At 71.6% G+C, this 22257-nt stretch carries 20 protein-coding genes; 7 read left to right on the forward strand and 13 right to left on the reverse strand.

Translation table 11 applies throughout. The annotated features are described in order from the left end of the window. Positions 1 to 24 precede the first annotated feature (24 nt). From O7605_RS31215 to rsgA, 3 genes are all read right to left on the reverse strand, one after another. Positions 25 to 501, reverse strand: a complete 477-nt coding sequence (locus O7605_RS31215) for a Rieske (2Fe-2S) protein (protein WP_269742537.1) — start codon at positions 499 to 501, stop codon at positions 25 to 27. A 163-nt stretch (positions 502 to 664) separates the two neighbouring features. Then, the gene (gene uvrA / locus O7605_RS31220) at positions 665 to 3607 is read right to left on the reverse strand and encodes an excinuclease ABC subunit UvrA (protein WP_269742538.1); all 2943 of its coding nucleotides are present in this window, start codon (positions 3605 to 3607) and stop codon (positions 665 to 667) included. Positions 3608 to 3887: 280 nt separating this feature from the next. After that, entirely contained in the window at positions 3888 to 4931 is a 1044-nt protein-coding gene (gene rsgA / locus O7605_RS31225; RefSeq protein ID WP_269742539.1) for a ribosome small subunit-dependent GTPase A, read from the reverse strand. 240 nt (positions 4932 to 5171) lie between these two features. On the opposite strand from rsgA, the gene O7605_RS31230 reads away from it, so the two are divergent. Beyond that, entirely contained in the window at positions 5172 to 5888 is a 717-nt protein-coding gene (locus O7605_RS31230) for a maleylpyruvate isomerase family mycothiol-dependent enzyme (protein WP_269742540.1), read from the forward strand. A 6-nt stretch (positions 5889 to 5894) separates the two neighbouring features. After that, complete coding sequence (locus tag O7605_RS31235; protein ID WP_269742541.1) at positions 5895 to 6548, forward strand: MBL fold metallo-hydrolase; 654 nt, start codon at positions 5895 to 5897, stop codon at positions 6546 to 6548. Between the two features lie 12 nt (positions 6549 to 6560). Here O7605_RS31235 and O7605_RS31240 read toward each other — a convergent pair whose 3' ends face one another. Further along, positions 6561 to 6884, reverse strand: a complete 324-nt coding sequence (locus O7605_RS31240; RefSeq protein WP_269742542.1) for a nuclear transport factor 2 family protein — start codon at positions 6882 to 6884, stop codon at positions 6561 to 6563. A 134-nt stretch (positions 6885 to 7018) separates the two neighbouring features. After that, positions 7019 to 7627 carry a DedA family protein gene (locus tag O7605_RS31245; protein WP_269742543.1) on the reverse strand — a complete coding sequence of 203 codons (609 nt, stop codon included), beginning with the start codon at positions 7625 to 7627 and terminating at the stop codon, positions 7019 to 7021. Between the two features lie 235 nt (positions 7628 to 7862). Between O7605_RS31245 and O7605_RS31250 the strand changes: the two genes are divergently transcribed. Continuing rightward, positions 7863 to 8066, forward strand: a complete 204-nt coding sequence (locus O7605_RS31250; RefSeq protein ID WP_164448301.1) for a cold-shock protein — start codon at positions 7863 to 7865, stop codon at positions 8064 to 8066. Positions 8067 to 8144: 78 nt separating this feature from the next. Here the strand turns inward: O7605_RS31250 and O7605_RS31255 are convergent, their stop codons facing one another. The 3 genes from O7605_RS31255 to O7605_RS31265 form a co-directional block, all read right to left on the reverse strand. Next, positions 8145 to 9041, reverse strand: coding sequence for a hypothetical protein (locus tag O7605_RS31255; RefSeq protein ID WP_269742544.1), 897 nt, complete (start codon positions 9039 to 9041; stop codon positions 8145 to 8147). A 163-nt stretch (positions 9042 to 9204) separates the two neighbouring features. Continuing rightward, positions 9205 to 10872: a CocE/NonD family hydrolase gene (locus O7605_RS31260; RefSeq protein WP_269742545.1), complete on the reverse strand. Its 1668-nt coding sequence runs from the start codon at positions 10870 to 10872 to the stop codon at positions 9205 to 9207. A 3-nt stretch (positions 10873 to 10875) separates the two neighbouring features. Beyond that, positions 10876 to 11391, reverse strand: coding sequence for a MarR family winged helix-turn-helix transcriptional regulator (locus O7605_RS31265; protein ID WP_269742794.1), 516 nt, complete (start codon positions 11389 to 11391; stop codon positions 10876 to 10878). Positions 11392 to 11562: 171 nt separating this feature from the next. Between O7605_RS31265 and O7605_RS31270 the strand changes: the two genes are divergently transcribed. Beyond that, complete coding sequence (locus O7605_RS31270) at positions 11563 to 13692, forward strand: MMPL family transporter (RefSeq protein ID WP_269742546.1); 2130 nt, start codon at positions 11563 to 11565, stop codon at positions 13690 to 13692. Here the strand turns inward: O7605_RS31270 and O7605_RS31275 are convergent. Next, positions 13638 to 14540 (reverse strand): transglycosylase SLT domain-containing protein, encoded by a 903-nt coding sequence (locus O7605_RS31275; RefSeq protein ID WP_269742547.1) that lies wholly within the window; start codon positions 14538 to 14540, stop codon positions 13638 to 13640. The two genes, O7605_RS31270 and O7605_RS31275, sit on opposite strands and share 55 nt — an antisense overlap. Before the next feature lie 98 nt (positions 14541 to 14638). Beyond that, positions 14639 to 15991, reverse strand: a complete 1353-nt coding sequence (locus O7605_RS31280) for a DedA family protein (RefSeq protein ID WP_332317169.1) — start codon at positions 15989 to 15991, stop codon at positions 14639 to 14641. Between the two features lie 124 nt (positions 15992 to 16115). Here O7605_RS31280 and typA point away from each other — a divergent pair, with 124 nt between their 5' ends. Further along, positions 16116 to 17984 carry a translational GTPase TypA gene (typA, locus tag O7605_RS31285; RefSeq protein ID WP_269742548.1) on the forward strand — a complete coding sequence of 623 codons (1869 nt, stop codon included), beginning with the start codon at positions 16116 to 16118 and terminating at the stop codon, positions 17982 to 17984. Between the two features lie 8 nt (positions 17985 to 17992). After that, on the forward strand, positions 17993 to 18895 hold the full coding sequence (locus O7605_RS31290) for a serine hydrolase (RefSeq protein WP_269742549.1): 903 nt from the start codon (positions 17993 to 17995) through the stop codon (positions 18893 to 18895). On the opposite strand, the gene O7605_RS31295 is transcribed toward O7605_RS31290, so the two are convergent. Further along, positions 18849 to 19661 carry a tyrosine-protein phosphatase gene (locus O7605_RS31295; RefSeq protein WP_269742550.1) on the reverse strand — a complete coding sequence of 271 codons (813 nt, stop codon included), beginning with the start codon at positions 19659 to 19661 and terminating at the stop codon, positions 18849 to 18851. The two genes, O7605_RS31290 and O7605_RS31295, sit on opposite strands and share 47 nt — an antisense overlap. 82 nt (positions 19662 to 19743) lie before the next feature. Continuing rightward, positions 19744 to 20742: a TerC family protein gene (locus O7605_RS31300; protein WP_269742551.1), complete on the reverse strand. Its 999-nt coding sequence runs from the start codon at positions 20740 to 20742 to the stop codon at positions 19744 to 19746. A 193-nt stretch (positions 20743 to 20935) separates the two neighbouring features. Here O7605_RS31300 and O7605_RS31305 point away from each other — a divergent pair, with 193 nt between their 5' ends. After that, positions 20936 to 21229 carry an antibiotic biosynthesis monooxygenase family protein gene (locus O7605_RS31305; RefSeq protein ID WP_269742552.1) on the forward strand — a complete coding sequence of 98 codons (294 nt, stop codon included), beginning with the start codon at positions 20936 to 20938 and terminating at the stop codon, positions 21227 to 21229. A gap of 163 nt (positions 21230 to 21392) precedes the next feature. Here the strand turns inward: O7605_RS31305 and O7605_RS31310 are convergent, their stop codons facing one another. After that, positions 21393 to 22247 (reverse strand): helix-turn-helix domain-containing protein, encoded by an 855-nt coding sequence (locus tag O7605_RS31310; RefSeq protein ID WP_269742553.1) that lies wholly within the window; start codon positions 22245 to 22247, stop codon positions 21393 to 21395. Positions 22248 to 22257: the final 10 nt, after the last annotated feature.

A 22257-nucleotide genomic window follows, 5' to 3' on the forward strand; every position in this document is an offset into this window, starting at 1 on the left:
CCGGCCGCGACCGCTTCGATTGGCTCAGGCCAGCGCGATCTGGTCGCCGTCGACCCTGATGTTCTTGGCCGCTAGCGGGGTGGTGGCCGGACCGGCCTTGACGGAGCCGTCCTCGATGGAGAACTTGCTGCCGTGGCAGGTGCAGTTGATGGTGCCGCCGTCGACGTTCGACACCGGGCAGCCCTGATGGGTGCAGACCGGGTCGAACCCCTTGAACTCCCCGGCGGTGGGTTGGGTGATCACCACGCCCTGGGCGGCGTAGACCGCACCGCCACCGACCGGGATGTCGGTCGTGCGGGCCAGTGACTGGGCACCCTCGCGGTCCCCGCCACCGGCGTCACCGGTGTTGGTGATCTGCGGCCCCGGGCTGGGTGCCGCGCCGCCGTCGTCCTCATCACCGCAGGCGGCCAACACCGCCGCCGCGCCGACCGCCCCCGCCCCAGCGAGCAGAGCTCGGCGGGTACGCACGTCAGGCCCGGCCGGCACCTGCTCCTCGCTCATGCCAGTGCTCCGTTGCGCTCGCTCATGCCTCGCCCCTCCGTCGGTGACTCCGGTGCATGATCTGTGGCTACTTTCCCCTACACGCACCACTCTGCCGGTCGGTTCACCCGATCGGCCACCCGGGCGCGCCAGGCCGTCAGGCGCCCGCCGACCGCGTGGTGAATCAGCGCGCGGCGGTGGTGGCCTTGCGGCCACCGCGAGCCCGGCCACCGTTGGCCTTCGCCGCCCGGGCGGTGGCCGCCACGGCACCCTTCGCCGCGCCGCCGAGCTTGAGGACGGTACGCAGGAACTGCCCGGTGTGGCTCTCGGCGACCTCGGCGACCTCCTCCGGGCTGCCGGTGGCGAGCACGGTGCCGCCCCGGTGGCCGCCCTCGGGACCCATGTCGATGAGCCAGTCCGCGCTCTTGATCACGTCCAGGTTGTGCTCGATCGTGATGACCGTGTTGCCCTTGTCGACCAGCCCCTCCAGCACCAGCAGCAGCTTGCGGATGTCCTCGAAGTGCAGGCCGGTGGTCGGCTCGTCGAGCACGTAGACCGTCCGCCCGGTCGAACGCTTCTGCAACTCCGAGGCGAGCTTGACCCGCTGCGCCTCGCCGCCGGAGAGGGTCGGCGCGGGCTGCCCCAGCCGTACGTAGCCCAACCCCACGTCGACGAGCGTCTTGAGGTGCCGGTGGATGGCCGGGATGGCGGAGAAGAACTCGGCCGCCTCCTCGATCGGCATCTCCAGCACGTCGGAGACGGTCTTGCCCTTGTAGTGCACCTCCAGGGTCTCCCGGTTGTACCGGGCGCCCTTGCAGACTTCGCACGGCACGTACACGTCGGGCAGGAAGTTCATCTCGATCTTGATGGTGCCGTCGCCGGAGCACGCCTCGCAGCGACCGCCCTTGACGTTGAAGGAGAACCGTCCGGGGCCGTACCCACGGACCTTGGCCTCGGTGGTCTCGGCGAACAACTTGCGCACGTGGTCCCAGACGCCGGTGTAGGTGGCCGGGTTGGATCGCGGGGTGCGGCCGATCGGCGACTGGTCGACACCGACGACCTTGTCGACGTGCTCCAGGCCGGAGACCCGGGTGTGCCGGCCCGGCACCAGCCGCGCGCCGTTGATCTGGTTGGCCAGCACCGCGTACAGGATGTCGTTGACCAGGGTCGACTTGCCCGAGCCGCTGACCCCGGTCACGGCGATCAACTGGCCGAGCGGGAAGCTCACCGTCAGGTTGCGCAGGTTGTGCTCGCGGGCCCCGTGCACCACCAGCTCCCGCCCGGGGGTCTGCGGGCGGCGGCCCTTGGGCGTCGGGATCTCCCGCCGGCCGGACAGGTACGCCCCGGTCAGTGAGTCGGAATTCTCCAGCAGCGCCGGCACCGAGCCGCTGTGCACGATCCGGCCGCCGTGCTCGCCCGCGCCGGGACCGATGTCCACGATCCAGTCGGCGGTGCGGATGGTGTCCTCGTCGTGCTCGACCACGATCAGCGTGTTGCCCAGGCCGCGCAGCCGCACCAGCGTCTCGATCAGCCGGTGATTGTCCCGCTGGTGCAGGCCGATCGACGGCTCGTCGAGCACGTACAGCACCCCGACCAGCCCGGAGCCGATCTGGGTGGCCAACCGGATGCGCTGCGCCTCACCGCCGGAGAGGGTGCCGGCCGGGCGGTCCAGGGAGAGGTAGTCCAGCCCGACGTCGAGCAGGAAGCGCAGCCGGGCGTTGATCTCCTTGAGCACCCGCTCGGCGATCAGCTTCTGCCGGTCGGTCAGCTCGATGCCGGCCAGCAGGTCGGCGCACTCGCCGACCGACAAGTTGCACACCTCGGCGATGCTGCGCCCGGCCAGGGTGACCGCGAGCACCTCGGGCTTGAGCCGGGCGCCACCGCAGGCCGCGCAGGGCACGTCACGCATGTAGCCCTCGTACTTCTCCCGCGACCACTCGCTCTCGGTGTCGGAGTGCCGGCGCTCGATCCACTGCACCACGCCCTCGAAGCCGGTGTAGTACGAGCGCTCCCGGCCGTACTTGTTGCGGTAGCGCACGTGGACCTGGTCGTCGGAGCCGTGCAGGATGGTCTTCTGCGCCCGCGACGGCAACGCCCGCCACGGGGTGTCGACGTCGAAGTGCTCGGCCTCGCCGAGCGCCTCCAGCAGGCGGAGGAAGTATTCCAGGTTGTGCCCGGTCGCCCAGGGCTGGATCGCACCCTCACGCAGGCTGCGCTCCGGGTCGGGAACGACCAGCTCCGGGTCGACCTCCTTCTTCGTGCCGAGGCCGGTGCACTCCGGGCAGGCGCCGTAGGGCGCGTTGAAGGAGAAGACCCGGGGCTCCAGGTCCTCGATCGCCAGGGGGTGGTCGTTGGGGCAGGCCAGGTGCTCGGAGTAGCGCCGCTCCCGGTCGGGGTCGTCCTCGGCCAGGTCGACGAAGTCGAGCAGCACCAGACCGCCGGAGAGGCCCAGCGCCGCCTCGACCGAGTCGGTCAGCCGCTGCTTGGCGCTGGGCTTGACACTGAGCCGGTCGATCACCACCTCGATGGTGTGCTTCTCCTGCTTCTTCAGCTTCGGCGGGTCGGTGAGCTGGTGCACCACCCCGTCGACCCGGGCCCGGGCGTACCCCTTGGCCTGGAGTTCGGCGAACAGGTCGACGTACTCGCCCTTGCGGCCCCGCACCACCGGCGCGAGCACCATGAAGCGGGTGCCCTCGGCCATCGCGAGGACCCGGTCGACGATCTGCTGCGGGCTCTGCCGGGAGATCCGTTCGCCGCAGACCGGGCAGTGCGGTTCGCCGACCCGGGCGAAGAGCAGCCGCAGGTAGTCGTAGACCTCGGTGATCGTGCCGACGGTGGAGCGGGGGTTGCGCGAGGTGGACTTCTGGTCGATGGAGACCGCCGGGCTCAGGCCCTCGATGAAGTCGACGTCCGGCTTGTCCATCTGGCCGAGGAACTGCCGGGCGTACGACGACAGCGACTCGACGTACCGGCGCTGCCCCTCGGCGAAGATCGTGTCGAAGGCCAGGCTCGACTTGCCCGACCCGGACAGCCCGGTGAACACGATGAGGGCGTCCCGGGGCAGGTCGAGGCTGACGTCACGCAGGTTGTGCTCGCGTGCGCCACGGATGATCAAACGGTCGGCCACGGTCCGTGTACTCCCGGGTGAGAACGTAGAGGAAGATCTGTCCGCTTTTGCGGTGAACCCAGCGGTTGTGTCGGCGCGGAGAGTGCGCCCCGGCAACTGTAGACCCGCCCTCCGACAACTTCCCCCACCGCGCGTCCCCTCCCCACCGACCTCCCCACCCCACCCCCACCCCACCTGCGCCGATCATCCAGTTCTGGCACCTGACAAGACGGGCAAAACGCCCGATACCGACAACCACAACTGCATGATCGCGCCCGGATGGGGTGGGGGGTGGGGGTGGTCAGTGGGGGTGGGGGGTACGGCGGGTGGTGCGCGACACGCGGGTGGGGCGGGTGGCACGGCGACGGGTCTCGTGGTTGATCTCCCGTTGCAGCCGGCGCCAGTTCTCGTAGCGGCGGGCGGTCAGCGCACCGTCGTCGAGTGCCGCGCGCACCGCGCAGCCGGGTTCGGCCTCGTGCCCGCAGTCGCCGTACCGGCAGTCGGCGGCCAGGTCGGCGATGTCGGCGAAGGCCCGGTCGAGCCCGGCCGCGCCGTCGAGCAGGCCGACGGCCCGCACCCCGGGCGTGTCCACCACGGCGCCCCCGCCCGGCAGCGGCACCAACGCCCGCCAGGTGGTGGTGTGCCGGCCCTTGCCGTCCACCCGACGGATCGCCTGGGTGGGCATCACCACCGCCGAGGCGAGCGCGTTGACCAGGCTCGACTTGCCGGCACCGGAGGGACCGAGCAGCCCGAGGGTGCGGCCCGCACCGACCTCGGCGCGCAGCGACGCCAACCCGGTGCCGCGCTCGGCACTGACCGGCAGCACCGGCACACCGGGCGCGAGGGCCGCGAGTTGCCGCGCCACCGCCGCCGGATCGGCCGCCAGGTCGGTCTTGGTCAGCACCATGAGCGGCCGGGCACCGGACTCGTGGACCAGCGAGAGCAGTCGCTCGATACGGGCGGCGTCCGGTGCCGGGTGCACCGGCTCCACCACGGCCACCGCGTCCAGGTTGGCGGCCAGCAGTTGACCACCGGCGTCCTTGCCGGCGGTGCGCCGGATCAACGCGGTACGGCGGGGCAGCACCGTCTGCACCGTCGTCCGCCCGTCGGGCCAGGCGCACAACAGCACCCAGTCGCCCACGCCGGGCAGTCGGGTGGCGTCGCCGACGGCGGCGGCCAGCAGGGCCCCGCCGGTCGAGGCGCGCACCGGCCCGTCCTCGGTGAGCACCGTGCAGACGCCCCGGTCGACGCGGGCCACCCGGCCGGGACGGTTGTCGGTACGGATGCGTCGTAGCTGTGCCGCCCGGTCGGTGTCCCAGCCCAGGGCGGTCAACGAGATGGTCATGGCTCCTCGTTCAGTGTCGGTGCGGGTGATACACGGGTGCGGTGACCGGCATGACCACCACCTCCTCCGCTCCGGCGCCGCGCACGAACCTGGTCGACCCCGGCCGGTGACCGGACCACGAGACAGCGGTGGAGCGTCCGGGCCGAGGGGGTCGCTGGCACAGACGGTAGGTCGGGCCGCGCCACGCCGGAAGTGAATTCCGCGGCGACGCGGTGGGCGCGGACCACTAGGGTCAGCACCGTGACACTGGATCCGCTGCTGCTGACCGGCGACGTGGACGCCGCCACGGCGCGTCTGCTGCGGACGGCGGCCACCTTCGACGCCGCCGACCTCGCGGCGCCGTCCCTGCTCGCGGGGTGGAGCCGAGGACATGTGCTCAGCCACGTCTGCCGCAATGCCGACGGCTTCGTCAACCTGCTCACCTCGGCGCGAACCGGCGAGCGGATCCCGATGTACGCCAGCGCCACGGCCCGGACCGCCGACATCGAGGCGGGTGCCGCGCGTGCGCCCGAGGAGCACCTGGACGACCTGCGGCGCAGCGCGGACCGGTTCGCCGAGGCCGTCGCCGCGATGCCGGCGCCGGCGTGGGGTGCCAGCGTGGAGACCCGGCACGGCTCGCGGCCGGCGGCCCTGCTCGTCTGGGGCCGGCTGCGGGAACTGGAGGTCCACCACGTCGACCTGGCCGCCGACTACCGGCACACGGACTGGTCGCCGGACTTCGGTCACCGACTGCTGCACGAAGTGACCAGCGGCTTCGCCGACCGCGGCGACGTACCGGCGATGGTCCTGCGCTTCGACGGCGGCGGCCACGAACTGGTGCTCGGCGATCGGGTGCAGGCACCGGTCGTCGCGGGTTCGGCCGCCGACCTCGCCGCGTGGCTGACCGGTCGCGACCCCGGCACGACCCTGACCGTCACCCCCGACGGACAGCTGCCCCGCCCACCCGAATGGATCTAGAAAGCCATGACCTACAGCGGAGAAGTCACCCCCGGCGGTCCGCCGGCGGTACGCGAACTCGACCGGCTGACCATCACCAAGGTGTCGGTCGGGCCGATGGACAACAACGCGTACCTGCTGCGCTGCGGCAGCAGCGGTGAGCAGGTGCTGATCGACGCCGCCAACGAGGCGCCCCGCCTGCTGGAGCTGGTCGGCGACGCGGGCCTCGCCGCGGTGGTGACCACCCACCAGCACATGGACCACTGGGTCGGTCTGGAGGAGGTGGTGGCCAAGACCGGCGCCCGTGCGCTGGTGCACGCCGACGACGCGGAAGGGCTGCCGATCGAGGCGCAGACCCTCACCGACGGCGACGTGGTGCCGGTCGGCGACTGTGCCCTGGAGGTCATCCACCTCCGGGGCCACACCCCGGGCTCGGTGGCGTTGCTCTACCGCGACCCCGCCGGCGTGCCGCACCTTTTCACCGGCGACAGTCTCTTCCCCGGTGGGGTCGGCAACACCGACCAGGATCCGCAGCGGTTCGCCGCGCTGATCGACGATGTCGAGCACAAGCTGTTCGACCGGCTGCCCGACGAGACCTGGTTCTACCCCGGGCACGGCCGGGACTCGACGCTCGGCGAGGAACGCCCCCACCTGGCCGAGTGGCGCGCCCGCGGCTGGTGACCGCCGCGCCGGTCAGGGCGCGATGCGCAGGCGTCGGATCTGGTTGTCGTCGTAGTCCTCGAAGCGGTACCGCAGGCCGGCGAAGGGACTGCCGGGAAAGTCACCGGTGATGGTGGCGGTGACCACCGTTCCCTCCGGCGTCTGCGCCACGTCGGTGATCTCGTACGACACCAGCGGCACCTGCTGCCGCCAGGCCCGGATCTCGGCGATGCCCGTGTAGGTCCTGTCCTCGTCCTCGACCACGGCGTCGGGGGCGAAGAGCGCGAAGTAGGCGTCGCTGTCCGCCTCGCCGGCGAGCGCGAAGTAGCGACGGATGAGTGGCGGTGCGGCGCTCATGGCGGAACTCCTCACGGAAGTGCGTCGTGCAGCTCTGCGGACCTGCACGATCCTGCCGCACGGGTGCGACGGCCACCCTCGGTTCGATCGGTTCCCAAACCGCCTGGCGCGTTCGCCGGCCCCGACCGGCCGGGTCAGCGGGTGACGGCGCGCAACCGTCGCCGGGTGCCGAGCAACACCAGGGCCGCCAGCAGCAGTCCGCCGGCCATGGTCACCAGCAGTGGACTCGCGCCGGCGGGCAGCAGCCCGGCCACTGTCCGCGACGCGGTACCCACCACCAGGTAGAGGCCGGTCCAGCCGGTGGCACCGAGCGCCGCGAACCCGAGAAACCGCCGGTACGACATGCGCAGCCCGCCCGCGGCCAGCGGCAGCAGCGCGTTGAACACCGGCAGGAAGGGCGCGATCAGCACCAGTCGGCCGCCGTCGCGGCGCAGGATGCCCTCCGCCGCCGCCCATCGCGTCTCGCCGACCCACCCGCCGAAGCGGCTGTGCCGCAGCCGGTCGCCCCACAGTCGGCCGACGAGGAAGCTCAGTGACCAGCCGGTGAGGCATCCGGTGACCACGGCGACGAAGGTCGCCAGCCCGGTGGTGGGGGTGCCGACCGCCACGGCGGCGAGCACCGCCACGTCACCGGGCACCAGGACCCCGAACAGCGGCACCGCGTCGAAGAGCATGACCACCCCGAGCACCGCCATCAGCGCCACCACGGGAAGCTCTCCGACCTGGGCCAACTGGTCCATCATGTCTCGTACGCTAGGGCCTGTCCGCCACCGCGGACATCGGGTTTCCTCCCCTATCTCGCGACGGCGCCCCTGAGGGTGAACCCCGATCCCGCCCGCCGGTCGGCGCCATCCGCGGCATCACCTGAGGCGCTTCGCCCGGCAAATCCGCTATTCACCGGTTACTGTCGGGAAGGTATTGGGCGATCACCGGCGGACAAGCCAGCGGTCGCCCGCATGGAACAGGGAGAGAGTACGCATGGCAACCGGCACCGTGAAGTGGTTCAACTCCGAAAAGGGCTTCGGCTTCATCGAGCAGGACGGCGGAGGGCCCGACGTCTTCGTGCACTACTCGGCCATCCAGTCCAGCGGCTACCGCGAGCTGGGTGAGGGTCAGAAGGTCGAGTTCGACGTGACCCAGGGGCAGAAGGGCCCGCAGGCGGACAACGTCCGTCCGCTCTGACTCGTACCGGTCCCGCGGGGCTGATCGCACGGCGGTGAGTGGCGGCCGGTACCGGCCGCCACTCGTCGGGGCGTCGCCTCAGGCCGCCAGCCGCCGACTCAACTCACTGACGACCTGTTCCGCCACGGTGGGCGGAATCGCGGCCGCGATCTCCTGCGGGGAGAGACCGGCCAGCACCCCGGTGACGATCGCCTGCTCGTCGGTGAAGTCCCGGTTCATCAGTGAGTTCACTGTGCTCTGCAGGGCGGTGAGCTGGGCACCGATGCTGCGCAGCGTCGGGTGGGAGACCTGGAAGTCGGGGTCCGTGTGGTCCTCGCCCATGGTTGTCCGGGTGTAGGTCTGTCCGATCGGGTTGCGTCCGTCCAGCACGGTGAGGTTGCGGTGGACGGTCCTGAGCCAGTTGTGCTCCTCGGGTGTCATCTCGTTCTCCCCCTCCTCGGGGTTCAGCAGTCCGATGGTGGTCAGGTAGCGGCGGAACAGGGGCCGCTGGTCGCGGTTCGCCTTGATCGAGTCCCGGAAGAAGCTGAAGTGGGTGTGCCACAGGTGGGACCGGTCGCCGGTGCTGCGTCGACCGAGCCGGTCCCAGCGCCGGACCACGTTGCCGTCCGGCGAATAGATGATCTCGCGGATGTCCCGGGTGTCCGGGGCGTTGGCGACGCATTGCGCCACGCACCAGGTGGAGAACGTGAACAGGTCGTGGGTACGGCCGCCGGAGTTGAGCCGGAACGTCCCCACGTCCAGCGCGGCGGCGTCGAGGGTCAGTCCGTTGCGGTCGCGGGGCGACTCCACCACCGAGTAGTCGTTGGTGACGACCCGGTCCGACCCGCAGTGGTAGCCCCCTCGGTGGTTGGCGTCACCGACGATGCCGACCTCGTTGGGTTCGAGGTCGGCGTCGCGGCTGCGGTTGGGGTCACGGTCGAGATGATCAAGCAGCAGACGACGAACGGCGAGAAGATTTGCCGGTGCCCGCGTCATGGATCCCCCTTCGTTTACTCGTCGGGGACCAGGCAGGACAGTGACACCGCGTACGCGGTGGAGAGGCTCACCGCCAGGCCGGGCCAATCGGGTGCACGGCGCCGGGCGTAGCACCACGATAGCTCGCTCTTTAGGTGAATGCCCAGCTCAGGGGTGCCTTGATTCAGCTCGGAGAAGCCTGGGAGGCAGAGTGGACGATCGGTAGGACCACTGCGGACGGATGATCCGGGTCGTGCAAGATCTCCCGGAATCCACGACGGAGTGTGACAGCCGCGCCGAGGGATTCGCCAGTGCCGGGGTTACGCGCGTAGCGGGGGTGAGCCCCGCCGGAGACCTGTAGCCGCAGCCGGTGCCCGGGGGCGAAGCGGTGGGCGGTCGGCCACATCTCGACCGGCACCACGACCGCGCCGGCGTCGTCGGCGGGAAACCGCTGCGGATCGAGCCGGACCAGCCCGTCGCAGATGTTCCACGACCGCCCCCGGGTGTCCACGTCGCACAGCCGCACGAAGACGTCCAGGTGCGTCAGCTCACTGCGCAGGTGGATCTCGGCGCGGACCGGCCCGATCACCTCGATTCCGGCGGCCAACGGCTCGCTGGTCCAGGTCAACACGTCGGGCCGGGCCTCGACCGGACGGTTGTCGAACGGTCCGGCCCGCTGGGCCACCAGCAGTGGGCCGCCGAGCGACGGCGTCGGGTCGGCCGGGTCGTACCAGAATCCGTCCGGCGGCGACGGCACCGGGTCCGCGGGGCTCAGGGCCGCCTGCGGATGCAGGTACCAGCGGACGGCGTCGGCGGGTGGTGGCCAGTCGGGCAGATCGCGCCAGCCGCCGCCCGCGCCACCGACGTGCAGCCGCACGGTCGCGTCGGCGGCCTCGCCGGCTCCCTCGTCGGACAGGTGGGTGTCGAGCCAGCGCAGACCCTCGCGCAGAGCGGCGACGAACAGTCCCGGGCTGCCGTGGGTCCACGGACCGACCACCAGGCGCGGTCGGGCACCGGTGGCCCGCAGCGCCGTGTAGTCGCGCAGTTGGGCCGGCAGGAAGATGTCGTGCCAGCCGCTGACCATCGCCACCGGCGCGCCGACCAGGTGCAGTCGGTCGTCGAAGACCCGGCTGCGCCAGTAGTCGGCCTGCGGGGTGTGGTGCCGCAGCCACTCCTGGAAGAACGGCACGGTGACGCCGGTGGCGACCCGGTCGGCCTCGATCAACGGAAGGTGGGCCAGGGCGGCGGTCAGTCTGGGCTGGCCGCGCTTGAGTTCCCACTGGCGGGCCAGCCACGGCACGGTCTGCGCCTGCAGCAGTTCCGCCCAGGTCAACACCGTGTCCAGGGCGAACGACTCCCCCGCGTAGGTGGAGTCGCGGGTGGTCGAGGCGGTGGCCACCGCGACCATGGCCCGCAGCTGCGGACCCGCGTCCGCCGCCAGCGCCCACTGCACGAATCCCTGGTAGCTGGCGCCGAACATGCCGAACGCGCCGGTCCACCACCGCTGCCGGCGCAGCCAGTCGAGCGTGTCCAGACCGTCGTCGCGTTCGTGCACGAACGGCTGGAACTCACCGCCCGAGCCGCCGGTGCCCCGACAGGACTGGATGACCACGTGGAATCCCTGCTCGGCGGCGAGTCGGCAGAGCAGCCGCATCGGACCGGCCCGACCGTACGGGGTACGGATCAGCACGGTGGGCGCGGCGGGCAAATCGGGGGCGTAGTGGTCGGTGCGCAGGATCACACCGTCGCGTACCCGCAAGGCGATGTCCCGGGTGACGGTGACCCGTCGGGTCCGCGCCGGTGGCAGTCGCAGGGCGGCGGCGGCGAGTCCGGCCGCCAGACGATCCAGCACGACTCACTCCGGCCGGCGTCGGTGCGGCTCGGTGCGGGCGGCACGGACCTCGTCCCGGTGCTCCCGCAGGGAGGCGCCCATCGCCGTCATGAACCGGTACACCACCTCCAGCTCGTCGTCGCCGAACCCGGCCATCACCCGGTCGGTGCGCTCGCCCAGCGGCCGGAAGAAGCCCATCGCCAGTTCGGCGCCGCGTTCGGCGTAGCGCAGCAGCACCTTGCGCCGGTCCTTGGGGTCCCGGTCCCGGCGCAGATGTCCGGCGCGTTCCAGCCGGTCGATCAGGGCGGTGACCGAGCCGGAGGAGAGGTCGAGGTGTTCGCCGAGCCGGCCCGGCGTGATCGGATCGCCGAGCAGCTCGGCGTCCATCACGGCGATCAGTGCCTGCAGGTCGGTGGCGTTGAGGCCGTGCTGGCCGGCGAAGGCGTGCCCGACGTGCTGCGCGTCCACGCCGTAGCGCCGCAGCTCAGCCGTGATCTCGGCGATCAGCACCTCCCGGCGCGTGTCGCGCCTGCGGTACATACCGTGAGCTGCCACGTCCCGCGCTTCCTCCCGAGATCCGGCTCGCAGCATAACCGAGCGGGAGCCACGTCTCGGCCGTCGAGATTCTCTACCGCCGCGCTGTTGCGGTATTTTTCTTGATGAGTGAAAATCTCGACTGTCTAGATACTTGCCGACTGGGGGGTCGTCCTGATGTCCGTGTTCACCCGCGTGGCGGGCGGTCGCCTGAACGCCTTGCTCACCATCCTCGCGGCGCTCGCCGTGGGCACGGCCGTCTTCTGGTTGCCCACCCCCGACAACCCGGCACCCGTCTCCGCCACCGGCCTGTCCGTCAGCTGGCAGTCCACCCAGGTCGAGCGGTTGCAGGAGGAACTGCCGGCCAGCGACGTCCAGCCGGCCATCGTGGTGGTCACCCGCGACGACGGCGCGCCGCTCACCGACAGCGACCGCGCCGCCCTCACCGCCGGCACCGGCGCCCTCGGCGGGCTCACCGCCGGCGGTCAGGTCGCCCCGCCGCAACTGTCTCCCGACGGCTCGGTCGCCCTGGTCGCCGTGCCGCTGAGCACCGAGGGCGGTCAGGATGCGGTGGCCGCGACCGTGGCCGAGGTCCGCGAGGCGCTGACCGCCCTGCCGGCGGAGTTGACCGTCGAGGTGACCGGCGCGCCGGCCTTCACCGCCGACCTCACCAAGGTCTTCGAGGGTGCCGACACCACCCTGCTCGCCGTCACCGCCGCGGTCGTCGCGCTGCTGCTGCTCGTCACCTACCGCAGTCCGCTGCTGTGGATGGTGCCGCTGGCCGTCGTGGCGGCCACCGAACAGGTGGCGCTGCGGGCCCTCGACACGGTCATCCCCGCCGTCGGCATCAACTACGCGGGCGGGGCCGTCAGCGGCATCGCCAGCGTCCTCGTCTTCGGCGCCGCCACCAACTACGCCCTGCTGCTGATCGCCCGTTACCGGGAGGAACTACGTCGGGAAGCGGACCGCTTCGCGGCCATGCGGGCCGCGCTGCGCCGCACCGCCGAACCGATCCTCGCCAGCGGTGGCACGGTCATGCTCGGAGTGCTCACCCTGCTGCTCAGCGAGCGGGAACTCAACCGGGCCCTCGCCGTCGCCTGCGCCACCGGCATCCTGCTGGCCATGGCGTCGGCTCTGCTCGTGCTACCGGCCGCGCTGGTGCTGCTCGGGCGGCGCCTGTTCTGGCCGTTCGTGCCGCGGGTCGGCGGCGAAGGCCGGGAGGGCCGGGTCTGGGGCCGGCTCGGCGCTGCCGTGATCCGTCGCCCGGTGCCGGTCGCGGCCCTGGCCACACTGCTGCTGGCCGCGCTCGCCCTGGGCGGCCTCGGCCTGCGTACCGGACTGTCGGAGACCGAGCAGTTCCGGGTTCAGCCCGAGGCGGTCGCCGGGGCGGAGACCCTGGCCCGCGCGTTCCCCGCCGGCACCACCCAACCGGTGGCGGTGATGACCCGACCCGACACCGTGCCGGCGGTCACCGCGGCCGCCGCCGAGGTGCCCGGGGTGGCCTCCGCCCGCCCCGGCACCGCCGGCCCCACCGTCGCACAGGTCGACGTGGTGCTCGAGGCCGAGCCCGGCACCACCGCCTCCGACCGGACGCTGGCGGCCCTGCGGGACGCGGTCGCCGCCGTACCCGATTCCGCGCCACCCGCCCCCGCGGGTGGCGACGCACCGACCGGCGCCATCGTCGGCGGCACCGTGGCCGGCACGTACGACGCGGCGGAGGCCGACGCCGAGGACCTGCGCGTCATCCTGCCGCTGATCCTGCTGCTGGTCGGCGCCGTGCTGGTGCTGCTGCTGCGCGGCCTGCTCGCCCCGGTGCTGCTCGTGGTCACCGTCGTCGCCTCGTACTTCGCCAGCCTCGGTGGTGCCTGGCTGCTCTTCGACCACGTGCTCGGCTTCCCCGCGCTGGACACCACCGTGCCGCTGCTCGCCTTCGTCTTCCTGGTGGCGCTCGGCGTGGACTACAACATCTTCCTGGTCACCCGCGCCCGCGAGGACGCCCGCACCGTCGGCACCCGCGAGGGCATGCTCTCCGCGCTGCGGGTCACCGGCGGTGTCATCACCAGCGCCGGCATCCTGCTGGCCGCCGTCTTCGCCGTCCTCGGCGTGCTCCCGCTGATCACCCTGACCCAGATCGGGATCATCGTCTGCCTCGGTGTGCTGCTGGACACCCTGCTGGTCCGCACGGTCGTCGTCCCGGCCCTGGCGTTCCTGCTCGGGGAACGCTTCTGGTGGCCCGGCCGGATCACCCCCGATCAGAACCCGAGGCAGACGCACTCCGACATCAGCGCCCGGACGTTGCGCACGTAGCTCGGGTTGGGGATGTGCAGCGGCTTACCCTCCGGGGCCACCGCCCCGTGCCCGTAGTTGTACGCGGCGATGACCGCGTTGAGCAGGCACGAGTCCAGCTCGGCGGTGCACAGGTCGGCGTCGAGCCGGTAGTCGGCGTCGAAGTACATGTCGCCGATGTACTTGGTCAGCCAGGCCAGGAAGGTGCCGCCGAGATAGGCGTTGTCCCGGTAGTCCCACACGTCGTAGCTCTGCCCGAAACGCTGGTTCATCCAGGACGCGGTGTCCGGCATCACCTGCATCAGGCCGATGCCCTTGTCGCAGGCCACGATGTTGGACTGCCAGCCGCTCTCCTGCCACGCCGTCGCTTTGATCAGATTCAGCGGAATGCGGATGTCCGGCGCCGACGTCGGCCAGTACGTCCGCCCGGCCGCCTCGGTCAGCGCCGCCTTCGCCTGCGCACGGCTGGCCTGATCACCCTTGTAACTCGGCTTGCAGTCGCTCGCGGGCGGCTTCGGCGGGTCCGGCGGAACCTGCTTCTCCGTCGGTGGCTTCGGCACCGTCCGGGGAGCGGTGGCCGTGGTGCGCTTCGGCTTCGGGCTCCGCTCCGCCGCCGAGGGCGACGCGCTGGCGGTGGGGGTGGCCTTCGGCGCGGCACCCATCGACTCCACCGCCGACGGGGTCGCCGACACCTCCTCCGGCACCGGCGAACCGCTGGTCTCCTCCGAGCCGTCCGGCAACTCACCCGGCAGGGCGACCGGGGCCGGCACCTCCGCGGCGGAACCGTCCACCCTGGCACATCCACCGCCGGTCAGCAGCATCATCGCGGCAACCGCCGCGACACCCCACCGTGCGACGCCGCGTCCCATGTCGATCTCCTCCGGCCGTGACGAACCCGCCGCACACTAACAGCTACCGCCCGTCGCGCGTGGCCCCACGACCGCCGCCCGGATCACGGCAGCGGCCCTCATCCGGCGGCGGAGCGACCGCCGGACACCGCGCGGTCCCGGGTGGCCCAGGCGACCATGAACACCGCCGTCCAGGCGGCACCGAGCAACACCGCCCCGACCGTGCCGCTGGCGGTGCTCAATCCCAGGTACAGCCGGGCACCGCCGATGGTGACGACCCCGGCCGCCGCGACGGTCCACGCGGCCACCGCGACCGGCCAGCGGGCGCCCCGCGACACCAGCCACGCCAGCGTGCACAGGCTCGCCGTCACCACCACGTTCTGCGTGGAGAACAGCACCACCCGCCCACCGGCGGCCAGGTCGGCCACGGCCGCGAGCACCACCAGCGGCACGAAGGCACCGACCGTGCCGACGACACTGAGCAGGTCCGCCCGCCAGGGCCGCTGCCGCCACGCCTGCACCAGGGCCACCAGCGCCACCATCACGATCAGCGACCAGCCCCGCAGCAGCGACACCGCCGCCTGGGTCGCCTCCACCGCGTCGGGCGTACGACGGGCCGCGAACCAGCCGGCGATCACCCCGTCGACCAGGGACAGGCCGCTGTGCCGGACCACCACCCGCAGCACCCACGCGATCACCAGCGCCACCACGAACAGCAGCAGCACCCCGGCCGCCAGGTTCGCCAGCAACGCCCACGCCGGCCCGAGACGCAGGCTCAGCAGGAAGAACAGCAACCCGTAGCGGGCCGACAGCCACCGCAGCGGCGGCAGCCGGGACGCCCGGGTCAGCAGCGCCCGCGCCGGATCGGGGTTGCGGCCCAGCCAGCGCCCCGCCAGCACCACCGCGACCAACGCGGCCACCAGCACCAGCACCGCTCCGGTGGCCCGGCCCAGCAGCCGGGAGACCGTCTCGTACGACTCCCCGGCCAGATGCCCGACCAACACCGAGGCACCCACCCAGGTGCTCACCCCGGCCAGGTTCCACGGCGCGAACCGGCGGTACGACATGCCGGACGCACCGGCCAGCCGGGGCACCAGCGTGCGGGCGAACGCCACCCAGCGCGCGGTCAGCACACCACGACCGCCCATCCGGTCGAACATCGCGTCGGCGCGGGCCCACCGTTGCGGCCCCACCCACGCACCCCACCTGCTGGCCCGCAGCCGAGGCCCGTAGCGCCGGCCGGCACGGAACGCCAGCGCGTCGCCCAACGCGGCGGCGACGATCATCACCAGCAGCGCCGGACCTAGCCGCAGCGTGCCGGTGTACGTGAGAAAGCCCACCAGCAGCAGAGTCGCCTCACCGGGGGCGACCAGCCCGATGATCAGTGCCGTCTCGGTGGCCACTATCAGCGCCGCCACGACGTAGATCAGCCACGGCGGCAGGCTCTGCACCGAACTGAGCAGATCGTGCACGGCGCCCCCGGATCACCTCGGCAGGACTGCCCTGCCAGTTTGACAGTGCGGCCCCGCGGGAGACGGACCACCCGGGGTGACCCCGACGCCACGCCGCTACCGCCGAGGCGGGAGGATGGAGCCCATGCAGCTTCGCACGGACCTCCGCAACGTCGCCATCATCGCCCACGTCGACCACGGCAAGACCACCCTGGTCGACGCCATGCTGCGGCAGGCCGGCGCCTACGGCGCCCGGGGCGAGGTGACCGAGCGGGTGATGGACTCGATGGACCTGGAACGGGAGAAGGGCATCACCATCCTGGCCAAGAACACCGGGGTGCGCTACCTGCCCGCCGACGGCTCCGACCCGGTAACCATCAACATCATCGACACCCCCGGTCACGCGGACTTCGGCGGCGAGGTCGAGCGTGGCCTGACCATGGTCGACGGGGTGGTGCTGCTGGTCGACGCCAGCGAAGGTCCGCTGCCGCAGACCCGGTTCGTGCTGCGCAAGGCGCTCAAGGCCCGGATGCCGATCATCCTCGTGATCAACAAGGTGGACCGCCCGGACGCCCGGATCAAGGAGGTCGTCGACGACACCTACGAACTCTTCCTCGACCTCGACGCCGACGAGGAGCAGATCGACTTCCCGATCGTCTACGCCTGCGCCCGCGACGGCATCGCCTCCCTGACCCAACCCGCCGACGGTTCGGTGCCGGACGACAGCCACAGCCTGGAGCCGCTGTTCCGCACCCTGCTGGACACCATCCCGCCGCCCGCGTACGACGAGAGCGCCCCGCTGCAGGCGCACGTCACCAACCTGGACGCATCCCCGTTCCTCGGCCGCCTCGCGCTGTGCCGGGTGCGGCAGGGCACCATCGCCAAGGGCCAGTCGGTGGCCTGGTGCCGCACCGACGGCAGCACCCAGCGGGTCCGCATCTCCGAGCTGTTGATGACCGAAGGGCTGGAGCGCAAGCCGGCCGAGAGCGCCGGCCCGGGCGACATCATCGCGGTCGCCGGCATCCCCGAGATCATGATCGGCGAGACCCTCGCCGACGCCGAGAATCCGGTCCCGCTGCCGCTGATCACCGTCGACGAGCCGGCGATCTCGATGACCATCGGCACCAACAACTCACCCCTGGTGGGCCGGGTCAAGGGCGCCAAGGTGACCGCCCGGATGGTGAAGGACCGCCTGGACAAGGAACTCGTCGGCAACGTGTCGCTGCGGGTACTGCCCACCGAGCGACCGGACGCCTGGGAGGTGCAGGGCCGGGGCGAGCTGGCGCTGGCGATCCTGGTGGAGCAGATGCGCCGCGAGTCGTTCGAGCTGACCGTCGGCAAGCCCCAGGTCGTCACCCGGGAGATCGACGGACGGACCTGCGAACCGGTGGAGCGGCTCACCATCGACGCGCCCGACGAGTACCTCGGCGCGATCACCCAGCTGCTGGCCACCCGCAAGGGCCGGATGGAGCAGCTGGTCAACCACGGCACCGGCTGGATCCGGATGGAGTGGTTGGTGCCGGCCCGCGGTCTGATCGGCTTCCGCACCGAGTTTCTCACCGAGACCCGGGGCACCGGCATCCTGCACCATGTCTTCGAGTCGTACGAGCCGTGGTTCGGTGAGCTGCGGACCCGCAACAACGGCTCGCTGGTCGCCGACCGCTCCGGCAGCGTCACCGCGTTCGCGATGACAAACCTCCAGGAGCGCGGCCAGCTCTTCGTGGAGCCCGGCACCGAGGTGTACGAAGGCATGATCGTCGGGGAGAACTCCCGTTCCGACGACATGGACGTCAACATCACCAAGGAGAAGAAGCTCACCAACATGCGCTCGTCGACCGCCGACGAGACCGAGAAGCTGATCCCGCCGCGCAAGCTGTCGCTGGAGCAGGCCCTGGAGTTCTGCCGCGAGGACGAGTGCGTCGAGGTCACCCCGGCCGCCGTGCGCATCCGCAAGGTCGTGCTCGACCAGACCCAGCGGGCCCGCACCGCCGCCCGCCGCAAGCACGCCGGCTGAGACGACCGATGGCCGCAGCCGATCTCCACGCGCGGCTGGACCGGGAACCCGGCACGATCTCGGTGTACGCGGGGCGGCTCGACGCCCCACCCACCTGGACCCGGGACGCCGAGGCCACCCACTACGCGGCGAGCACGATGAAATTGGCCGTGCTCGCCGCGCTGCACCGCGCCGCGGAGGCCAACCACCTCGACCCGGACGCCCCGGTCGAGGTCGTCAACCGGTTCACCTCCGCCCGGCCGGACGCCCCGCCGTACTCCTGCCGGCGCGCCTACGACAACGACGGTGTCGTGTGGGACCGCCTCGGCGGGCGGGCGTCGCTGCGCTGGCTCGCCGAACGGATGATCGTCCGGTCCAGCAACCTCGCCACCAACCTGGTCGTCGAACACGTCGGACTGGCCGCGGTGGCGGAGGTCTGGCGGCTGGCCGGCGCCCGGCGCAGCGTCACCGGGCGCGGCATCGAGGACTTCGCCGCCCGCGAGGCGCAGATCACCAACCTGGTCACCGCAGCCGACCTGGCCGCGCTGCTCGGCGCCGTCGCCACCGGCGCCACCCGCCCCGGTCCGATCGCCTCACCGGCCGGCTGCACCGCCATGCTGGATGTGCTCTGTGCCCAGCAGATCCGTCAGGACATCGCCGAAGGGCTGCCCGCCGGCGTCCGGATCGCCCACAAGAACGGCTGGGTACGCGGCGTACGGCACGGCGCGGCGGTGGTCTACCCCGCCGACGCCGAGGCCTACCTGCTCGTCGTCTGCACCACCGTCGGCGACGACCAGACCGACGCCCGGGCCGACGTCGACGCCAACCAGCTGGTGGCCGACATCTCCCGCGAGGTGTGGCAGGCCCGCCACGACCTCGGCACCCTCACTCCAGCAGGTTCGCCCGCAGCGCCGCCACCGTCTCCTCGGTGATCCCCAGACCGTCGCGCAGGTACGCCCCGAACGACCCGTGCACCTGCCGCACCTGTGCGTACGCGGCGTCGAGGTACTCCGGGCGGACCTCCAGCACCGGCCGGACCGCCGTCTCGTCGAGCCCCGGGTGACGCTGCCGCATCGCGTCGACAAGCACCTCGCGCAGGCTCTCCGTCAGCGGGTTGTGGGCCAGGTAGTCGGCGCGGATCGCGGCCTCGTCCACTCCCAGGGCGTGCAGCAGCACCACGGTCAGCCAACCGGTGCGGTCCTTGCCCGCCGAGCAGTGGTAGACCAACGGCAGGTTGCGCTCGTCGGCCACCAACCGCACCGCGGCGGCGAACCCCCGCCGAGCCGAGTCTCCGGTGACGAACCAGCGGTAGATGGCCGCCATCGCCGCCGGTGTCCCCTGCCGTGCCAGCTCCGCGTACTCGCTCAGGTCGTGGCCGAGCAGCACGGCCGAGACGTAGGTGAAGACCGGATGCGCCGGGTCGTGCACCGGCAGGTGCACCACGGTCGGCTCGCCGACCAGCCGGTCCGGCGGGGCCACCGACACCTCGGACTGGGCGCGAAGGTCCACCACGCAGGCCGGTTCGAGCTTCGCCAACACCGGCAGGTCCTCGTCGGTGAGCCGGCCCAACGCCGGCGTACGGATCAGCCGGCCGGGGCGTACCCGCCGGCCGGAAAAGCCGATCAGTCCACCCAGGTCCCGCGCGTTGGGCGCCCCGACGAGCGTCCAGTCCGACGCGCCCGCTCGCTGACTGGTCATGTCCCCCCCTTCACGTACAGGGTGCCGTATCCGATGATCGTCTCGGTGGGCGCCCGGTGCGGCACCGCGCCGGCGGCGGAGCTCAGCGACGGGCTGAGGCCAACTCGCGTCGCCGGTCCCGCGAGGACTTGACCAGGCTCGCCGCCGTGGCCACCGCCAGCGTGCCCAGGATGACCAGCAGCGACAGCCAGATCGGAATGTGCGGCGCCCACCCGACGTGCTCACCGTTGTTGATGAACGGCAAATTGTTGTCCGCGAGCGCCTCCAGGATCAACTTGACCCCGATGAAACCGAGCACCACCGCCAGGCCGTGGCTCAGGTAGATCAACCGGTCCAGCAGCCCGCCGAGCAGGAAGTAGAGCTGCCGCAGCCCCATCAGCGCGAAGACGTTGGCGGTGAACACCAGGTAGGGCTCCTGGGTGATCCCGAAGATCGCCGGAATCGAGTCGAGAGCGAAGATCAGGTCGGTGGTACCGATGGCGATCATGACGATGAGCATCGGGGTGAACAACCGCCGGCCGTTCTCCCGCACGGTGACCCGGGCGCCCTGGTACCCCCGTGAGATGGGCAGCGCCCGCCGGCTCCAGCGGATGAGGACGTTCTCGGTGAACTCCTCCTCGCTCGACTCACCCTGCCGGGCGAGGTTGATCGCGGTGTAGATCAGGAACGCGCCGAAGACGTAGAAGACCCAGGTGAACTGTGAGATCAACGCCGCGCCGGCGGCGATGAAACCGCCCCGCATGACGAGCGCGAGAACGATGCCGATGAGCAGCACCTTCTGCTGGTACTGCCGAGGTACCGCGAAGCGGGCCATGATGATCACGAAGACGAAGAGGTTGTCGACCGAGAGGCTGTACTCGGTCAGCCAGCCGGTGTAGAACTGCCCCGCCACGCTCGCGCCGCTGGTGAGCCAGAGACCGCCACCGAACAGCAGGGCCAACCCGACGTAGAAGGCGACCCAGAGACTCGACTCCCGGACGCTCGGCTCGTGTGGCCGGCGCCCGATGATGAGCAGGTCCACCACGAGGACCGTGGTCAGCGCCACGAGCGTAGCCGCCCACACCAGTCCGGACACGTTCACAGTCTCATTCCTCCGGCCGCCACCCAGCAACCGGCACACGGTACGCCCTCCGCGAGGTGCCGACCACCTCACCCCCGCTGGGCATCCTAGGAGGATGGGTTACTGGGGTGGCTGGTCCGGCGCGGGCGGCCAACGGATGGGAAGACCGCCCGGGGCCGGCCTGGACCCGGTAGCGATGTGGCAGGCTGCCGCAATGGTTCTCGAGGTTGCGCTCATCGACGTCATTCCCGGCCACGAGGAGGCGTTCGCCGCCGCCTACGCCCAGGGACATCCGTTGCTGGCCGGCACGCCCGGCTGCCGCTCGGTACGCATGACCCGGGGCCTGGAGTCCCCCACCCGCTTCGTGCTGCTTGTCGAGTGGGACACGGTCGACGCTCACGAGCGGAACTTCCGGGCCACGGAACGCTTCGTCGGGTGGCGGGAGTTGATCGGTCCGCACTTCGCCGCCCCGCCGCGGGTCGAGCACTTTGTCGACGTGCCCGCCTGACCGACACCCGAGCACCACGCACCGAGTCGAGAAAGTGTCACACCGTCCACCTATCGTGCGTCTCGCGTCGGCACCGACCCCGACGGCTTCGGGGGCGCCGGGTCCGGTGCCGACGCCTCTCCGTGCCTGATCTGCCGACGCGCCGCACGACCGGGGCGATGTGTCACCCGTCGAGCCGGCGGGCCAGGGCCCGCACCGTCTCCTCCTCCGGCAACGCCGTCTCCAGCAGGCAGTCGGTCATCCGTTCGTACCTGTCGACGTCCGTCGCGGTGGTCAGTCGCACATCCGTGGTCAGCGCCTCCAGCATCACGGTGCGCGGATCCGCCGGGTCCGGAAAGGAGTAACAGGAGAAGGGGGTGAGCGGCAGCGGGCGGCGGCCCGCGCCGACCCGCAGCAGCCGGATCGTCACGTGCGGCAGCGCGGCCAGTTCGAGCAGCTGCGCCAACTGCCCGCGCCACACCTCCACCGGGTCGTCGCCCGGCTCACAGGCCAGCTCGGTGAGCAGCGCCGTGTAGCGGGGCGGTTCGACGCGACGCAGCACCGCCTGTCGAGCGGCCCGGGCCCGCAGGTCGGCCTCCACGTCCACCGTCGGATCGATGAGCTGACCGGCGACGATGCGCAGTCGGGCGTACGCCGGGGTCTGCAGCAGGCCGGGCACGATCGCCGGCTGGTACTCCACGATGCCCGCCGCTCCGGCCTCGAGTTCGGCGTACGTGCGTTGCCGCTCCCCCATCTCCCCGAGCGACTTCCACCACCCCCGGCCGGTCGCCGCGTCCCGAGCGATGACGATCAGGGCGTCGCGCTGCCGCGACGGCACCTCGTAGACGTCGAGCAGATCGAGCACGTCGGCCAGGTCGGGGCGGCTCTGTCCCAGCTCGATGCGGGACAGCTTGGAGGTGGACGCCCAACCGAGCCGCTCACACACCTGTTCCAGGGTCAGCGCCTCCCGCCGGCGTAGCTGACGCAGCTCGGCGCCCAGTCGCGCACGTCGAATGACCGGACTCGTTGGCAACGGCATCCCCGCCTCC

The organism is Verrucosispora sp. WMMA2121 (assembly GCF_027460185.1).
GTDB classification, from domain to species: Bacteria; Actinomycetota; Actinomycetes; order Mycobacteriales; family Micromonosporaceae; genus Micromonospora; species Micromonospora palythoicola.

Bases quoted from the DNA above. Each gene is read 5' to 3' on its own strand.
- O7605_RS31215 (WP_269742537.1), bottom strand. From the start codon at position 501: ATGAGCGAGGAGCAGGTGCCGGCCGGGCCTGACGTGCGTACCCGCCGA.
- rsgA (WP_269742539.1), bottom strand. From the start codon at position 4,931: ATGACCATCTCGTTGACCGCCCTGGGCTGGGACACCGACCGGGCGGCA.
- O7605_RS31235 (WP_269742541.1), top strand. From the start codon at position 5,895: ATGACCTACAGCGGAGAAGTCACCCCCGGCGGTCCGCCGGCGGTACGC.
- O7605_RS31240 (WP_269742542.1), bottom strand. From the start codon at position 6,884: ATGAGCGCCGCACCGCCACTCATCCGTCGCTACTTCGCGCTCGCCGGC.
- O7605_RS31245 (WP_269742543.1), bottom strand. From the start codon at position 7,627: ATGATGGACCAGTTGGCCCAGGTCGGAGAGCTTCCCGTGGTGGCGCTG.
- O7605_RS31250 (WP_164448301.1), top strand. From the start codon at position 7,863: ATGGCAACCGGCACCGTGAAGTGGTTCAACTCCGAAAAGGGCTTCGGC.
- O7605_RS31255 (WP_269742544.1), bottom strand. From the start codon at position 9,041: ATGACGCGGGCACCGGCAAATCTTCTCGCCGTTCGTCGTCTGCTGCTT.
- O7605_RS31265 (WP_269742794.1), bottom strand. From the start codon at position 11,391: ATGTACCGCAGGCGCGACACGCGCCGGGAGGTGCTGATCGCCGAGATC.
- O7605_RS31270 (WP_269742546.1), top strand. From the start codon at position 11,563: ATGTCCGTGTTCACCCGCGTGGCGGGCGGTCGCCTGAACGCCTTGCTC.
- O7605_RS31275 (WP_269742547.1), bottom strand. From the start codon at position 14,540: ATGGGACGCGGCGTCGCACGGTGGGGTGTCGCGGCGGTTGCCGCGATG.
- typA (WP_269742548.1), top strand. From the start codon at position 16,116: ATGCAGCTTCGCACGGACCTCCGCAACGTCGCCATCATCGCCCACGTC.
- O7605_RS31290 (WP_269742549.1), top strand. From the start codon at position 17,993: ATGGCCGCAGCCGATCTCCACGCGCGGCTGGACCGGGAACCCGGCACG.
- O7605_RS31295 (WP_269742550.1), bottom strand. From the start codon at position 19,661: ATGACCAGTCAGCGAGCGGGCGCGTCGGACTGGACGCTCGTCGGGGCG.
- O7605_RS31305 (WP_269742552.1), top strand. From the start codon at position 20,936: ATGGTTCTCGAGGTTGCGCTCATCGACGTCATTCCCGGCCACGAGGAG.
- O7605_RS31310 (WP_269742553.1), bottom strand. From the start codon at position 22,247: ATGCCGTTGCCAACGAGTCCGGTCATTCGACGTGCGCGACTGGGCGCC.